Genomic DNA, 16,226 nt, shown 5'->3' with positions numbered 1-16,226 from the left:
GCGCGTCACGGCGTGTGCCTCGAGACGACGCTGGTGTTGGTCGTGCACACCAGCGATTCGTGGCCGATACCAGCAGTATCGCTGGACACCAGCCGTATACCGCAGGTAACGAGCCTTTCCGCAGGTAACGGCGCCGGATCGCTGGTGACGAGCCTTTCCGCAGGTAACGACGCCGGATCGCTGGTGACGAGCCTTTCCGCAGGTATCGGCGCCGGATCGCTGGTGACGAGCCTTTCCGCAGGTAACGACGCCGGATCGCTGGTGACGAGCCTTTCCGCAGGTAACGACGCCGGATCGCTGGTGACGAGCCTTTCCGCTGGTGTCGACGTCAGAAGGCTGGTGTCGACGGTGGTTCGCTGGTGTTGAGCCTTCCCGCTGGTGTCGTGGCGGCGCTGGACTCAGGACTCCTCACAGGGTGAGATCTTCGACCAATGACCTGAGCGGGAATCCAGCCTCCGTGAGCCATCACGAGCGCCTTGGGGAGCCGCTCGGACGTCTACCCGACCCGAATCGACCATCCACGAACTTCCTCAGGTTTCTCCTGGATGGGCGTGAGAACCAAGGTCAAAGTGCCTCGTGGGATTCTCGATGGGGCAGCACCGGTCGATTGCGCGTGGCAGGAGGACTCATCGTGGCGGATGTGGGCCGGGCCGCAAACCGTAGTCGGGCGATGCGCTGGGTGTGTCGGTACCCGTCGGCCGCACGGCGGCGCCAGGGCTCGCTCGGCTCAATCGGACCGGCTCAATCGGCAGCGGACTACTGGCTCAGTGCTGAGCGGAACGCTGGCTCCCAGCAAGCGCAATATCCACCCAAGACCCTGTGGTCGGGTTTCTGCACCGAGCGCCAGATGGTAACGACCACGCCTCGCTCGTTCCTCACGAGACGGCTCAACCGACCGCCGGTTGAGCCGGGCCGCGAGCTTGCGAGCCGCCCGTGACGAAACCACCCGTGACATGACCGCAGACTCTCCCAAGACCCTGTGGCCAAGATCCTGCACCGAGCGCCAGATGGTAACGCCCACGCCTCGCTCGTCCCTCACGAGACGGCTCAACCAACGCGACCCCCGACGCTCAACCGACCGCCGGAACCTTCACCAACAGCGCCCCCGCAGCCACCCCGATGCTCACCGCCCGGACCTTCCCAAAGTGGTCGCCATCGAGTTCGATCTCCTCCGGCTCCCGAAGCACGACGTCGATGTGCCTGCACTGCCGGTAGCGCAACTCCAGCGCGCTGTCATCGCGTTCCCGCACCGCAGGCGGCTTCAGCCTGCGGAAGAAGCGGTTGTCAACCAGCACCCGCCAGCCGACCGACAGCCACCCGAGCGGGCCCAACGGCCGCACGGCGACCAGGTCGAGCGCCCCGTCGTCGATCTTCGAGTCGGGCATCACCGTGACGTTGCGGAAGATCGTCCCGACGTTGCCCACCAGAACGGTGTGCACCCTTGTGACCCTCGATGCCCCACCATCGACCTGGAACTTCAGTTCCATCCTCCGGTCCTTGAAGAGTGCGACGATGCCTGCCTTGACGTAGGCGAGGATGCCGACCTTCTCCTTCAACACCGGGTCCGTGGTCGCCATGATCTGGGCGTCCAACCCCATGCCCGCCATCACGACGAAGACGTGGCGCTCCTTCGATTCGTCTTCCCTCGTCCAATCGACGACCCCTAGGTCGATCGCGCGGGTCCCGCCGTTCAGTGCCGTGTCGACCGCGGCTGCCAGATCGTTGATACTCAATCCCAGTTCGTGCGCGAGCAGATTCCCGGTGCCCCTGGCGACCAGCCCGAGCGGCACCCCGCTGCCCTCGAGCCCCTGAGCCGCCCCCCGGACGGTGCCGTCGCCACCGACCGCGAGCACCACGTCACAACCCTGCGCGACCGCGGCGCGCGCCTGTTCTGTGCCCGGTGAATCGACGGCGGTCTCAAACCACTGCGCCTCACCCCAGCCTGCCGCGCTCAACGCAGGGTCGACCACCTCAGCCAAGGCGTCGCGCCCGATCTTGGTCGGGTTGAAGATCACCGCGGCGATCGGCATGGCCCTGCCCCCCTCCTGCACGACGCGGCGACCCTGTGTGACGTCAGGCCTCATTTCGTTCCTGCCAAACGACCACCGACCAGGCCGGGACGATCTGCCCGATCGACTGCTCGGCCCCCTCACCTTCCGGCCAGTAGTTGCAGTGCGACTCTTCTTCGAGATCGGTGTTGACCAAGATCCGCCACACGTTCCCCTCGGTGATGAGTGGAGGGGTGAACACGACGGCCTCGTCGCGCATGTTTATCATCACGAAGAAGTTGTCACCTGGCGAATTGATGTAGACCCCGACGGCGCGGTCGCCGTCCTCGACGCCTCCGATGCCCGACGGCGTTCGGAACAGGAAGGACACGTCCTGATCGTCTGGGATCAGGTCGCCCCAGTGGCCCTGCTGCAGGGCGTAGTGGCGCTGCCGCAGGTTCGCGATGAAGGTGGCGAACCGGAACAGGCCGTTCACCGTCTCCGGGGTTTCGAACTCGCCGAAATTGTCGTGATAGGTGGCCTCGACCCCGGCCTCCACTGCGACTGATTGCGGCGCGTTGGTAGGGATCATGGCGTAGTTGTTGCACATCGCCAACGAATGCAACTCCCAGGGATTGTTGTTGCCGTTCTGCGTGCGACCGAACTCGTCGCCCGCCACCACCATCGGCACCCCACGTGAGAGGAACAGGATCGCCCATAGGTTCCGGGCCCGCTGCCTGCGCAGCGACTGCGAACCGCCAGAGTCCCAAGACAGGTTGTCGTCCGAGCCACCGTCGGAAGGGCCGAAGGGAAACGGCTGGTCGTTGTCCTTCTGCTGGTAGCTGACCAGGTCTGCCAGGTTGAATCCGTCGTGTGCGGTGACGAAGTTGATGGTCTTCTGCGCACCGCCGGCGTCGTGGAAGTGGTGGTAGTCACCGTTGAACATGTCGACGAATACCTGCGCGTTGCCGTCGCCCTTCGTGAAGCGGCGCACCGCATCCCGGAAGCGACCGTTCCACTCGCCCCAGCCCTTCGGGAAGTTCCCGACCTCGTAGCCCCACAGGTCCCACGCTTCAGCGATCACCTCGACGTCGTGCTCCGCCGCGAAGTCCCTGATCGCCAGCAGCAGCGGATGGTCACCGAAGAACCGCTTCTGGTTTCCCCAGTCCTCGGGGTCCGCATTGCCGGGCAGTCGTCCGAGCACCGTCGCAAGGTCGAACCGGAACCCGTCGACCTGCATCGTTTCGGTCCAGTACTTCAACGAGTCCAGCACCAACTGCCGGGCAACCTCGGAGGAATAGTTGATCTGGTTGCCGGTGCCGGTGGCGCCGTCGACCAGGATCTTCGAGTCGGTCATCTGGTAGTAGGCGGCGGTCGCGAAGCCGCCGAGAGTCGTGAACCCGACGGTGTTGACGTCGCCGCCCCAGTTGCCGCCCTCGGCGGTGTGGTTGTAGACGACGTCGAGGTAGACCTCCAGCCCGACGTCGTGGAACGCCGAGACCATGTCCTTGAGCTCGCGGGTCGGGCCGCCGGGGCTCCGGTCGTGCGCGTAGAGCCGGTTGGGGGCGAAGAAGCCGAGGGTCATGTAGCCCCAGGCATTGGTCTTGGAGTTGCGGCCAGATTCGGACGCGTTGGTCTCATGGACGGGCAACAGTTCGATCGTGGTCACCCCGAGTGCCTTCAAATACGGCGCCAGCATCCCGACACCCTTGTAGGTGCCGCGATACTCATCCGGGATGTTCTCGACGGCCTCGTAGCCCGGCTCGTCGGCGAGCAGGTCACCGAGCCTGACGACCGACGGGTGTGCCGTCGCCTGGTCGACCGAGGCCTCGTAGATCGCGCTTCGTTCACCAGGGATGTGGGGCTTGGGGGTGACGGTGGTGTAGTCGGCGATCACCACCCCCTTCGGCACGTAGATTGCCGTGTCGAGTTCGCGGCGGGGCACCCCGTTGACGTCGTCGCCGCCGGTACCGAAGACCCCGTCGTTGACGCCGAGCCTGGCCACCCGGTCGGTGTAGAGGTTGTGCGTCAGTTCGCGGGCGTAAGGGTCGAACAGCACCTTGTTCGGGTTGAACCGGTTGCCGTCCTCGTCGAGGTCGGCGATGAAACCGGCGCTGGAGCCAGGCTCCCACTCCTCATCGAAGGGCCAGTTGCGGCCCCAGACCCGGAAACCGTAGAGCGCGTTGAGCTGCAGGCCCTGCAGGTTGCCTCGCCAGATCCCGTCGGCACCCTTCCCCAACACGAACGTGTCGGTGGCGAACACCCCGATGGCCGCCGGGAAGATCTCCAACTGGACCCGGGTCGCGGCAGGCGCGTATACGGCGAAGGTGATCCCATGCTGCGACGGGTGCGCCCCGAGCGGCCACGTCGCGGTCGGCCACGAGGCCTCATCGAGTGCAATTACTGCGGACATGGGCTGGATTCTAGTGGGGTTCCGAAAAGAGCCGTTCCAGCCCGTCCGCGAATCACATGCCTGGCTGGCTGAGGACATCCTTCATCGATTCCGGCCCCCAGATCAACATCTGCGCCTGCGGGACCGCGGACAGCCGGACGGCGTTGCCGTGGCCGACGAACACGGTCGTTGACTCGTCTGGCTCCGAGTAGACCTCGTAGCCGGACTCCTTCGCGCTGTTCGTCACGGCTTCGATCACCGCGGCGGGGTCCTCGTCGATCAGCATCACGCTGAGTTCCTGGGAGTCGCTGACGAGGCTGCTGTCGGGTAGCTTGATGCCCTTTGGCACCGTGACCTCCTGCGGCCCGACCATCACCGTCTCGCTGGCTACATCGCCCTCGAAGGTCTGCTCGCTTTCCCCCACCGACGGCGACGCGACGCCCTCGGAGGTCGGGGACGCGGGAGTGGACCCGGGGTCGGATTCCGCGGTGCATCCGGCGAAGGAGACGAGGGCGACGGCGGTCAGCGCCGCGGCGGCAAGGCGTTTCAACATGGCCATCAGTCTAGGCGAGCGCAGAAACGCCACCGGTCTCGATGCCCTCGAACAGGTCGCTGGCAGGCGTGGCCGACTTGGGGAACGGCTGGCCGTGGCCGAGCACGTACGCCTCGCCCGCACCCGGGATCTCCTGCACGATCTGGTAGAAGCGCCAGAATGGCAGGTCCGGGTCGACCTGGCTGCGGTAGCTCGCCAGAGCCCGGCGACACACGTCCAGCCAGGGGCCGGTCTCGATGACCGCGACCACCGTCGAAGGGTCGGGGCCGAAAGACTCGGAATCCCGGTCGCGGTCTGGCCACGGATCGATGCCCTGCTCGCGGGCCAGCTCGAACCCCTTCTTCCACATCTCGGCGTTGTGGCCGTTCCACAGCACCCGGGCGACCTGCCAGGGTTCGCCCAGGTCAGGCCTGTGAGAAGGCGACGCGGCGAGCAGCGCCGCATACATGGCGACGCGGTGAGCCTGGATGTGATCGGGGTGGCCGTAGTTGCCGTGCGGGTCGTAGGTGATGAGCACCTGAGGTCTACGGTCGCGGATGACGGCGACGAGGTGGTCGGCCGCCTCCAGGAGGTCGGCGCGCCAGAACGCGTTGGCGGGCATGACGTCGGGGACGGCGGCCTCACCGGCCTCGTCCCTGGTCATGCCCGAGTCGTGGTATCTGCCAACTCCCCCGAGGAACAGGTGGTCGGTGAGCCCGATGATGCCCAGCGCCTCTTCGATCTCTCCGATGCGATGCTGTCCCAACTCGGGCGGGGTCAGGTGCGCGAGTTCGGGCACCAGGATTTCGCCCAGCTCCCCGAGGGTGCAGGTGACCAACGTCACCTGGGCCCCTTCTGCGAGGTAGCGGGCCATCGTGGCCGCTGACTGGCTGGACTCGTCGTCGGGGTGGGCGTGGACGAGAAGGAGGCGACGGTCTGGAATCACGGCAGGCAGCTTACAAGGCGTCAACGAGCGAGCAGGGTCGCGAACTCGACGAACCCGTCGTCGACGGGTCGCTTGACGCCGCCCGCCACGGCTTCGGCCAGTTCGTCGGCCGCCTGGGCGACGCGCGCGGCCAGCGCCGCAGCGCCCGCGCCACCGAAATCGGAGGTCGCCGCGTAGACGCCGGTGCGCATCGGCAGCGCCCCCAGGTAGCTGAGGAGGGGGCGCATCGCGAAGTCGATCATCAGCGAGTGTCGCTCGGACCCACCCGTGGCCGCGAGCAGGACCGGCTTGCCGTTCAGCGTGCCGGGCTCGAGGATGTCGAAGAAGCTCTTGACGAGGCCGCTGATCGACGCCGAGAACGTCGGGCTGACCACGACCAGCGCATCGGCCGCCGCGATCGTCTGGATGACGTGTGCCAGGTCGCCGGTGGGGAAACCGGTGAGCATGGCGTCGGTGATCGGGTGCGCGAGCTCGCGGAGTTCGACGACCGTCTCGTCGAGGGTGTCGTCCTTGAGCGCGAGGGCGTCACGCAGCCGGGCGACGATGTCGTTTCCCAGCACGCGGGTGCTGGAGGGCGACCCGAGGCCGCCGGAGATCACGACGATGGAAGACATGGTTTCTCTACTCAACTTTCGGTGGCTGGATGGGGCCGGTCAGAGCCGGTTGTCGTCCTCTGCGCGGGTTCCGGTCCACCGGTCGACCTGCGCCTCCTGCGTCTCCTGGTCCAGGGGCGGCTCGGCCGCGGCGACGAGGCTGGCGTGCGTCGGGGCGTCGGGCACCCCGGCCGGCCGGAGGGCGGCGAACTCCTTGCGGAGCACGGGAACGACCTCGCCTCCCAACAGGTCGAGCTGTTCGAGCACGGTCTTCAGCGGAAGGCCGGCATGGTCCATGAGGAACAGTTGACGCTGGTAGTCGCCGGCGTAGTCACGGAAGCCGAGCACGCGCTCGATGACCTGCTGTGGTGAGCCAACCGTCAGTGGGGTCTCCCTGCTGAACTCCTCGAGCGAGGGACCCCCACCGTAGACGGGAGCGTGGTCGAAGTAGGGCCGAAACTCCCTGACGGCGTCCTGCGAGTTCTTCCGCATGAACACCTGCCCGCCGAGCCCGACGATCGCCTGGTCGGCCCTGCCGTGGCCGTAGTGCTCGTAGCGGCGCCGGTAGAGGTCGACCATCGCCTTGGTGTGGGTGGTCGGCCAGAAGATGTTGTTGTGGAAGAAGCCGTCGCCGTAGTAGGCGGCCTGTTCGGCGATCTCGGGCGAGCGGATCGAGCCGTGCCACACGAACGGCGCCACGCCGTCGAGGGGGCGGGGCGTCGAGGTGAAGCCGTGCAGGGGCGTGCGGAACTTGCCCTCCCAGTTGACGTAGTCCTCGCGCCACAGGTCGTGCAGGAGGGCGTAGTTCTCGACCGCCAGCGCGATGCCGTCGCGGATGTCCTTGCCGAACCACGGGTAGACCGGGCCGGTGTTGCCCCGTCCCATCATGAGGTCCATACGCCCGTCGAGCAGGTGCTGGAGCATCGCGTAGTCCTCGGCGATGCGGACGGGGTCGGTCGTGGTGATCAGGGTGGTGGCGGTCGACAGGAGGATGCGCTTGGTCTGCGCCCCGATGTAGGCCATGGTGGTCGTCGGGGCGGAGGCGACGAAGGGCGGGTTGTGGTGCTGCCCGACGGCGACGACGTCGAGCCCGACCTCTTCGGCCTTGAGCGCGATCTCGACGGTCGCCTTGATCCGCTCGTGCTCAGACGGTGTCGTCCCGGTGGTCGGGTCGGTGGTCACGTCGCCGACGGTGAAGATCCCGAACTGCATTCCTGCCTCCTTGTGCTCTCACCAGCATACAACCTCGTTGAGCATTCAACTATTCCGCACGGGTGTGCCGCGCGTGTGCCGCGGGTGTGCCGCGGGTCTGCCGCGGGTCTGCCGCGGGTCTGCCGTTGAGCACTATTCAGGGTTCGACGCTGCACAAGACCCATTTGATCGTTCATACCGTCAACGAACCCTGGATAGTGCTCAAACTCCAGCCCTCACTGCGCCATCCGCAGCCTCTTCTTCTGGGCACTGCGCAGGACCAGGCCGACGATGAGGAGGACGCCACCCACCGCCAGGGAGCCGAATCCCACGAGCGCGTATACCACCGAGAGCCCGATCGCGGCGATGTCGATCGCCGGGCCGGCCACAGTGCCCGGCGTGTCGCATTCGATGACGTAGACGCCTTCTGCCTCGCCGGGACCGCCGATTTTCCCGATCGCGTCGTAGTCCACCCCGTCAAGCGAGAAGTGCATGGACATTCCAAGCGCCAGGTCCGGGGTCGACATCCCCGGGCTGGTGACGCTGCAACCCGCGTTCGGGTCTGTGGCATAGATGACCTTCATCTCCTCCCCAGAGACGACGACCTCGGTCGGCCCGTCGATGACGGTCAGGTCGCCGGCATACGGGATGACCGCGCTCAGTTGAAACGCGAACAACGCCACGAACACCGCTCCGATGCCGGCCAGCACCGCGCCGACGATGATCAGGATCCTCGGGGTCTTGCTGGGCTTCGGGGCCTGGAACTGTTGTCCGTACGGCGGTTGCCCGATTGCCTGACCAGTCGGCGGCTGCCCATATGGCGGCTGCATTCCCTGCCACGGCCCGGGCTGCTGGGGCCCAGCCGGCCCCTGACCAAAGCCCGCCCCCTGCTGGCTCGACGGAGGCTGCCACTGCTGAGCTCCCTGGGCCGACTGCCAACCCTGCTGCGGCTGCCAGCCCGACCCGTCAGGGGAAGGCTGGTTGCCACCACCGGGAGGGGTGTTCGGTTGCGTCATGTTCGACGGTCCTCTCGCGTTGCTTGAGACACCAGCGTGGCACCGCAAACGGTCGACGCACCAACGCCTCGCCGATAGACCAGAGGTTCACCGCACGGGTGGGGCCTGCTCAGCAGACCCGCTTCGTCCAACCGAATGGGTCTTCGGCCCGGCCATACTGGATGTCGACGAGGTGCTTCCGGATCTCCTGCGTCTTCGGGCCCGGCTGGCCGTCGCCGACCTGCTGGACGCCGCGTCCGGGCGAGTTGAACCCGACGATCGGGGTCACGACGGCGGCGGTACCGCAGGCGAAGACCTCGGGGATCTGCCCGGAGTCGACACCGTCGAGCACCTCGTCGATCGAGATCGGCCGCTCCACCGGCTTCAGGTCGTGCATGGTCGCGAGGCTCAGGATGGATTCGCGAGTCACCCCGGCAAGGATGGTGCCAAGTGAAGGCGTGACCAGTTCGCCGTCGGCGGTGACGAACATGATGTTCATCGTGCCGCACTCCTCGACCCACTTGTGCTCGGCGCCGTCGGTCCAGAGCACCTGGCCGCACCCGTTCTCGGCCGCCTCCTGCGTGGCGACCAGGCTCGCCGCGTAGTTGCCGCCACACTTCGCGGTGCCGGTGCCGCCCGGGGCCGAGCGGGTGTAGTTCGGGGTGATCCAGAGTTTCACGGGCTCCGAATAGTACGGCCCGGCCGGGGTGGCGATGACGGCGAAGCGGTAGTTGTTGGCCTCCCGCACCCCCAGATATGGCTCGGAGGCGATCATGAACGGGCGGATGTAGAGGCTCTGCTCGTTCTCGCTGACGGGAACCCAGGATTTTTCGAGGGTGACCAGCTCGTTGACCGAGTCGAGGAACAGGTCCTCCGGCAGCGGCGCCATCCCCATCCGCTGCGCCGAGCCGACGAAACGGGCCGCGTTGCGGTCGGGGCGGAACAGCCAGATGGAGTCGTCGTCGCGGCGGTACGCCTTCAGCCCTTCGAAGATCTCCTGGCCGTAGTGGAGGGTCGCGGCCGCGGGGTGCAGCGACCACTCGCCCATTGGAATGATCCGGGGATCCTGCCAACCGTCACCCCCGACGTAGTCGATGACCACCTGATGGTCTACGTAGTAGTGACCGAACCCCGGGTCGGCCAGCGCGGCGTTGCGCACGGCGTCGGAGGTGGGGTTGGTCGTCCGGGTGATCGAAAACTGGGCCATGCAGGGGATGCTAGCCGCGCTGGATTCGACGGCAGCGCCCGTATCACGGTGTGACGCGGCGCCAGCGCGGCGGACGCCGCCGGGTATACGGTTCGGCCGCGCTTGGTGGTGTCGCCTCGCCCCGGCACCGGTCGGCAGAACTGATCAGACCACCAGGCCCTCACCGATCAGCGTTGCCCAGCCCTCACTGGACGGCACTGATTAGAGTTGCCGGATGACTGAAGAGACCAGGCGACCCACCACCGTCAGCATCGCACGCACGGCCCCGCGGAGTTTCATCGCGACCAACACGCGTGGAGGCACGATCAACGTCGGGTCGGGTGAGTCGGACGACTTCACGCCGGTCGAGTTGCTGATGGTCGCGATCGGAGCCTGTGCCGCGGTCGACGTCGACATGGTCACCACCCGACGGGTCGAGCCGGATTCGTTCGACGTCGACGTCAACGCAAACCGCGTCAAGGACGCCGACGGGAACCGCCTCGACGACATCGAGGTCGACTTCCTGCTCCGGTTCCCTGACGGGCCCGACGGCGACAGGGCGCAAGGGCTCGTCGCCCGGGCCATCGCCTCGGCGCACGACCGGTTGTGCACGGTGTCTCGCACGGTCGAGTTGGGCACGCCGGTCGCGATGCGTTCGGTCGGACGCTGAATCTCGGGCCACGCCTCGACACCAACGGTCCGTCCCCGACACCTGCGTCCGTCCCCGACACCAGAGCAATCGCTCAACACCAGCGTTCCCTCCCCGACACCAACCAAAACGCTCGACACCAGCGAAACACCGCAGGTAACGACGCTTTTCGCTGGTAACGCGCCGCGTCCAGGCCCGACACCAACCATCCGTCGCCGGCACCTGCCGTCCGTCCCCGACACCTGCCGTCCGTCCCCGGCACCTGCCGTCCGTCCCCGACACCAGGGCAATCGCTCGACACCAGCGAAACACCGCAGGTAACGACGCTATTCGCTGGTAACGCGCCACGACCAGCCCAACCCCAACCACCCCCAACCCGGGAATAATCCGACCCCTCCCGCGGTTGTCGCAACCACAGGCCCCCAACCGGTGCCCGCCCGCGTCACAGCAAGGACTCCCCCCATGCCCTCACAACGCCGCATAGCCCGAATCGTCGCCTCACTGATCGCCGCCGGGGTCTTCCTGACCGGCTGCAGCAGCTCACCGTCAGGCGACAGCAGCGGCACCCCCGACGCAGCCGCCGAGATCGAGATCGGCTCACTGTACGAGCCGGGCAACCTCAGCAACGTCGACGCAGGCGGCCAGGGCATCACCGAGGCGTTCAATGGCAACGTCTACGAGTCACTCATGAAGCTCGACGACGACGGCTCCATCTCGCCGCTCCTTGCCGAGGCGCAGACGGTCAGCGACGACGGCCTCACCTACACCTTCACGCTCCGCGACGGCGTCAAGTTCCACTCCGGCAAGGACCTGACCTCCGCCGACGTCAAGGCAAGCTTCGAACGGGTGACCGCCGAGAGCTCCCAGGCTGCGCGGAAGTCGAGTTACGCCGTCGTCAGCGACGTCGCGACCCCGGATGACAAGACGGTCGTGTTCACGCTCTCCGAGCGCTCCATCTCGTTTCCGTACCTGATGGCCTACGTGTGGATCGTCAATCCCGATCTGGCCGACCCGAAGACCGAGGCGGACGGCACCGGCCCGTACGTGTTCGACGACTGGCTGCGCGGCTCGACCCTTTCCATCGTGCGCAACGACGACTACTGGGGCGAGCAGGCCAAGAACGCCCGCGTCACGTTCCACTACTTCACCGACGCGTCGGCCGAATCGAACGCGCTGCTGACCGGCGAGATCGACCTGGTCACCAGCATCCAGAGCCCCGATTCGCTCACCCCGTTCGAGGACGACCCCGACTTCACCATCAGCGAGGGCACCTCCACCACGAAGGAACTGCTGGCGTTCAACGACCGGGTCGCCCCGTTCGACGACGCGCTGGTGCGCCGGGCCGTCTACTCGGCCGTCGACCGTGAGAAGCTGCTCGACTCGATCTGGGCCGGCCACGGCAGCCTCATCGGCTCGATGGTGCCGCCGACCGACCCCTGGTACGAGGACCTCACCGCCACCAACGCCTACGATCCCGAACTGTCGAAGGAACTGCTCACCGAGGCCGGGCTCGCCGACGGCTTCAGCTTCACCCTGTTGACGCCCAACTACGACCCGCACCCGCAGGTCGCCGAGTTCCTCAAGTCGGAGCTCGCGAAGGTGGGAGTCACCGTCGAGATCCAGATCATCACGGCCGACGAGTGGTATTCCAAGGTCTTCAAGGAGCGCGACTTCGAGGCCACGCTGCAGGAACACGTCAACGACCGTGACGTCGTCTGGTACGCCAACCCCGACTTCTACTGGGGCTACGACAACGCCGACGTGCAGCGCCTCGTCGCCGAGGCTGAGACTGCGGCGACCGAGGATGAGCAGACGGCCAAGCTGAAGGAGGCCAACCAGATCATCGCGACCGAGGCTGCCAGCAACTGGCTCTACCTCTACCCGCAGATCGTGGTCGCGGCCAGCAACGTCTCGGGATTCCCCGTCAACGGCCTGAACTCGCAGTTCTACGTGTACAACATCACCAAGAGTTGATGCCGATCGAACATCCGGGAGGGCGGCGCAATGGGTAGCTACCTGCTGCGCCGCTCGGCGTTCCTCGTGTTGTCGTTCGTCGGGGCGATGCTGCTGATCTTCCTTCTGCTGCGCGTCCTGCCCGGCGACCCGGCCAACGCGCTGACCTCCATCGACGCCTCGGCCGAGCAGATCCAGGCCGCGCGAGAACAGGTGGGCTCCGACCTGCCGCTGCACCAACAGCTGACGTCGTGGATCGGCGACCTTCTCCGGCTCGACCTGGGCAACTCCTTCATCTCCGGCGCCTCGGTCGCCGACGACGTCGCCCAACGCCTCGTCGTGACGCTGCCGTTGACGCTGATCTCATTCGTGATCGCTGTCGTGCTCGCCGGCCTGCTCGGCTACTACGCCGCCGTCGCCTCCCACAGGAAGTCGGGGATGCTGGTGTCGGGGGTCGCGCAGGTCGGCGTCGCGGTTCCCGTGTTCTGGATCGGCATTCTGCTGGTCTGGGTATTGGCGTTGGAGCTGAGGCTCTTCCCGTCCGGCGGGTTCCCGCGCAGGCAATGGGCCGACCCCGCCGACGCCCTCCGCTCCCTGTTCCTACCCACCTTGACGATCGTCATCGTGATGACGGCGTCGCTGACCCGCTACGTGCGCTCAGCCGTGCTCGACGTGCTCGACAGCGACTATCTGCGCAACGCCCAGGCGCTCGGGTCGGGTTTCGGCCGGGCGTTCTGGCGCCACGGGATGCGCAACGCCGCCGTACCGGTGATCTCGATCCTCGGCGTCGAACTGGCCTCCACCCTGCTCGGTGCCGTGGTCGTCGAGAGCGTCTTCACGTTGCCGGGCCTCGGCAGCATGTTGACGCTCGGCATCGAACAACACGACTACCCGAGCATCCAGGGCGTGCTGCTGGTGACCACATTCCTGGTGCTGCTGATCGGGTTCGCCGCCGACATCGTCCAGCGCTTCGTCGACCCCCGCCTCCGGTTCAGCCTGTCTGGGGCCCACGCATGAGCGCGCACGTCGAGAATCCGCCAACGGTCGAGGCGACGCCGGGGGCGCGACGGCGCTGGCCCGCGACCCTCACCGTCGGGACTGTGCTACTCGCCGTCACCGTGCTGCTGGCCGTCGTTTCGCTCTTCTGGCTACCGTTCCCGCTCGACGACACCAGCGGCTCGCGCCTCGAGGCGCCCGGCGCACAGCACTGGCTGGGCACCGACACGTTCGGCCGCGACACATTCAGCTACGTGATGGTGGGCACCCGGATCGCGCTGACCGTCGGGGTCGGCGGGGCCACGATCGCGATGCTTGTGGGCGTCACGCTCGGCACGTTGGCGGCGTTCGCCCGCGGCTGGGTCGACGACATCTCGTCGTCCATGCTCGACGTCGTGATCGCGTTCCCGACGCTGCTGCTGGCGATGCTGATCGCCGCGACCCGCGGCGCGAGCCTGTCGACGGCGGTCCTGTCGATCGGCCTGGCCGCCTCCGCTGTGGTCGCCCGGCTGACCCGAATCCTGGCGAAACGGCTACTCAGGCAGCAGTTCGTCACGGCGGCGCGCACGTCAGGCACCAACGCGTGGGGCATCGTCACCAGGCATCTCCTGCCGAACATGTGGCCGACGCTGGTCGTGACCGCAGCTCTGACCTTCGGCACCGCGGTGCTCGCCGAGGCTAGCCTCAGCTACCTTGGCCTCGGCGTGCCGCCGCCGAACTCGTCGCTCGGCCGCCTGCTGCAGGGGGCGCAGGCGACGGTGCTGACGGCGCCGTGGGCGGCCATCGCGCCCGGTGTGGTGATCGTCGCGATCGTGCTCGGAGGCAATTTCCTTGCCGACGGGCTGCGCGAACTGCTCGACCCGACAAGGAGGGAACGCGGATGAGGATCGACGTGTCCGACCTGAGCATCGCCCTGCCGTCGGGCCGGAGGGTGGTCGACTCCATCTCATTCGGGCTGGGCGACGGTGAGCGACTGGGCGTCATCGGCGAATCCGGCTCCGGAAAGTCCGTGACCACCCTGGCGATCATGGGCCTGCTGCCGCGCTCGTTGCGGGCGTTGGGGTCGATCGAGGTCGACGGGACGCAGGTCGTCGGGGCGGGTTCCAAGACCTTGCGCGGCATCCGGGGGCGGTCGGTCGCGAAGGTGTTCCAGGACCCGTCGGCCGCGCTGGATCCGCTGATGCGCATCGGGCGGCAACTTGAAGAGCCTCTCGCGCGGCACCAGGGACTCTCCGGGGCCGCGTTGCGTGACGGCGTCCTGGGGGCGCTGGACGAGGTGAGGCTGCCCGAACCGGAGCGGATGATCAGGTCGTACCCGTTCGAGGTCTCCGGCGGCCAGCGGCAGCGGGTCGCGATCGCGCTGGCGCTGGCGTGTCGTCCGCAGGTGCTGATCGCCGACGAGCCGACCACCGCGCTCGACGTCACCGTGCAGGCCGACATCCTGGCGCTGATCCGGCAGTTGTGCGACGACCGCGGGATGGGCCTGTTGTTCGTGTCGCATGATCTGGCGGTCGTGTCGCAGACGGTGACCCGCGGGATCGTGATGCAGCACGGCCGGATCGTCGAGGCGGGTCCGATCGAGTCGCTGATCGGCTCCCCGACCGAGGCCTACACGAAGCGGTTGGTCGGCAGCGCGCGGGCGCTCGATGAGGCGCTGACAATCGGGAGGCTGCCATGAGCATCCTCGCGCTCGAATCGGTGACCTTCAGATACCGCGGATCATCCGAACCGGCGCTCCGCGACGTGTCATTGACGCTCCAGCCCGGCCAGGGCGTCGGCATCGTCGGGGAATCCGGCTCGGGCAAGTCGACCGCCCTCAACCTGCTGCTCGGCCTCACGACCCCGGAGCAGGGCAGGGTGTTGTTCGACGGTGTCGACCTGCGCGGGCGCGGCGTCGTCAAGCGGCTGCGACACGCCGTCCAGCCCGTTTTCCAGGATCCGTACGCGTCGCTGGACCCGCGGATGAGGGTCGACCGGATCGTCGGAGAACCGCTCGACTCGCTGCGGATCGGGTCGACGGGTGCCGAGCGCAAGGAGCGGGTACGGGCGGTGCTGGCTGAGGTCGGGCTCGACGGAGACAGCTTGAAGAAGTACCCGCACGAGTTCTCGGGCGGCCAGCGGCAGCGGATCGCGATCGCGCGGGCGCTGGTCACCGACCCGTCGGTGTTGATCGCGGACGAGCCGGTCAGCGCTCTGGATATGACCACCCGGATCGAGGTGATCGAGTTGCTCGCGAGGCTCCGGGCCGAGCGCGGGATCGGCGTCGTGATGGTGTCGCACGATATGAGCATCGTCGCGGCGCTGTGTGGGCGGGTGTTGGTGCTGAAGGACGGTGGGGTCGTCGAGGAGGGGGAGACGTTGCGGGTGTTGGCCGAGCCGCGGGAGTCGTACACGAAGGCGTTGATCGCGGCGATCCCGAGGTTGCCGGGTTGACGGTCGCCGGTTGAGCCGCCGGTTGAGCCGCCTCGTGAGGAACGAACGAGGCGTGACGAAACCACCCGCCGGTTGAGCCGCCTCGTGAGGAACGAACGAGGCGTGACGAAACCACCTGGCACACGGTGCAGAATCCCGACCACAAGTTCTTGAGAGACTCCCCGATCAAGGTCATCATGGTTTCGACACGCGCAGGCGTCGCTACGCTCCTTCGGCGCGGCTCAACCAACCGCCGGTTGAGCCGCCTCGCCGCCGGTTGAGCCGCCTCGTGAGGAACGAACGAGGCGTGGGCGTTACCACCTGGCACACGGTGCAGAAACCCAACCACAACATCTTGTAGTGGACTCCCCGGACAAGGTCGCGATGGTTTCG

At 67.1% G+C, this 16,226-nt stretch carries 15 protein-coding genes; 7 read left to right on the top strand and 8 right to left on the bottom strand.

Translation table 11 applies throughout. From position 1 onward, the window contains the following. A partial coding sequence (locus tag BUC15_RS20080; protein WP_175558387.1) for a hypothetical protein occupies positions 1 to 366 on the top strand: 366 nt, incomplete at its 5' end. Between the two features lie 704 nt (positions 367 to 1,070). Here the strand turns inward: BUC15_RS20080 and BUC15_RS16720 are convergent. The 8 genes from BUC15_RS16720 to BUC15_RS16685 form a co-directional block, all read right to left on the bottom strand. Further along, positions 1,071 to 2,084 carry a diacylglycerol/lipid kinase family protein gene (locus tag BUC15_RS16720; protein ID WP_084189697.1) on the bottom strand — a complete coding sequence of 338 codons (1,014 nt, stop codon included), beginning with the start codon at positions 2,082 to 2,084 and terminating at the stop codon, positions 1,071 to 1,073. Next, positions 2,074 to 4,401, bottom strand: a complete 2,328-nt coding sequence (locus BUC15_RS16715) for a glycogen debranching protein (RefSeq protein WP_073190555.1) — start codon at positions 4,399 to 4,401, stop codon at positions 2,074 to 2,076. The genes BUC15_RS16720 and BUC15_RS16715 overlap by 11 nt, the downstream gene beginning before the upstream one ends. A gap of 52 nt (positions 4,402 to 4,453) precedes the next feature. Further along, positions 4,454 to 4,933, bottom strand: a complete 480-nt coding sequence (locus BUC15_RS16710) for a hypothetical protein (RefSeq protein WP_073190553.1) — start codon at positions 4,931 to 4,933, stop codon at positions 4,454 to 4,456. Positions 4,934 to 4,943: 10 nt separating this feature from the next. Continuing rightward, entirely contained in the window at positions 4,944 to 5,858 is a 915-nt protein-coding gene (gene mshB, locus BUC15_RS16705) for an N-acetyl-1-D-myo-inositol-2-amino-2-deoxy-alpha-D-glucopyranoside deacetylase (protein WP_084189696.1), read from the bottom strand. A 20-nt stretch (positions 5,859 to 5,878) separates the two neighbouring features. Continuing rightward, the gene (locus BUC15_RS16700) at positions 5,879 to 6,472 is read right to left on the bottom strand and encodes a CE1759 family FMN reductase (RefSeq protein ID WP_073190549.1); all 594 of its coding nucleotides are present in this window, start codon (positions 6,470 to 6,472) and stop codon (positions 5,879 to 5,881) included. Between the two features lie 39 nt (positions 6,473 to 6,511). Beyond that, entirely contained in the window at positions 6,512 to 7,663 is a 1,152-nt protein-coding gene (locus tag BUC15_RS16695; protein WP_073190547.1) for an LLM class flavin-dependent oxidoreductase, read from the bottom strand. Between the two features lie 215 nt (positions 7,664 to 7,878). Then, positions 7,879 to 8,658, bottom strand: coding sequence for a hypothetical protein (locus BUC15_RS16690; RefSeq protein WP_139280333.1), 780 nt, complete (start codon positions 8,656 to 8,658; stop codon positions 7,879 to 7,881). A 109-nt stretch (positions 8,659 to 8,767) separates the two neighbouring features. Then, entirely contained in the window at positions 8,768 to 9,844 is a 1,077-nt protein-coding gene (locus BUC15_RS16685; protein ID WP_073190542.1) for a branched-chain amino acid aminotransferase, read from the bottom strand. Positions 9,845 to 10,058: 214 nt separating this feature from the next. Here BUC15_RS16685 and BUC15_RS16680 point away from each other — a divergent pair, with 214 nt between their 5' ends. The 6 genes from BUC15_RS16680 (at position 10,059) to BUC15_RS21020 (ending at position 15,854) form a co-directional block, all read left to right on the top strand. Continuing rightward, positions 10,059 to 10,493, top strand: a complete 435-nt coding sequence (locus tag BUC15_RS16680; protein ID WP_073190540.1) for an OsmC family protein — start codon at positions 10,059 to 10,061, stop codon at positions 10,491 to 10,493. Positions 10,494 to 10,934: 441 nt separating this feature from the next. Then, entirely contained in the window at positions 10,935 to 12,446 is a 1,512-nt protein-coding gene (locus tag BUC15_RS16675; protein WP_073190536.1) for an ABC transporter substrate-binding protein, read from the top strand. Between the two features lie 30 nt (positions 12,447 to 12,476). After that, complete coding sequence (locus BUC15_RS16670; RefSeq protein WP_073190533.1) at positions 12,477 to 13,442, top strand: ABC transporter permease; 966 nt, start codon at positions 12,477 to 12,479, stop codon at positions 13,440 to 13,442. Continuing rightward, a complete protein-coding gene (locus BUC15_RS16665) occupies positions 13,439 to 14,305 on the top strand; it encodes an ABC transporter permease (RefSeq protein ID WP_073190531.1) in 867 nt (288 codons plus the stop codon). Before BUC15_RS16670 ends, BUC15_RS16665 begins: the two co-directional genes overlap by 4 nt. Further along, a complete protein-coding gene (locus BUC15_RS16660) occupies positions 14,302 to 15,099 on the top strand; it encodes an ABC transporter ATP-binding protein (protein ID WP_073190528.1) in 798 nt (265 codons plus the stop codon). Before BUC15_RS16665 ends, BUC15_RS16660 begins: the two co-directional genes overlap by 4 nt. After that, entirely contained in the window at positions 15,096 to 15,854 is a 759-nt protein-coding gene (locus BUC15_RS21020) for an ABC transporter ATP-binding protein (protein ID WP_073190525.1), read from the top strand. Before BUC15_RS16660 ends, BUC15_RS21020 begins: the two co-directional genes overlap by 4 nt. Positions 15,855 to 16,226 lie beyond the last annotated feature (372 nt).

Source organism: Tessaracoccus bendigoensis DSM 12906 (assembly GCF_900141915.1).
Taxonomy (GTDB): domain Bacteria; phylum Actinomycetota; class Actinomycetes; order Propionibacteriales; family Propionibacteriaceae; genus Arachnia; species Arachnia bendigoensis.
Note: the sequence above shows the minus strand (reverse complement) of the source record. Positions and strands in the feature narration are given on the sequence as shown.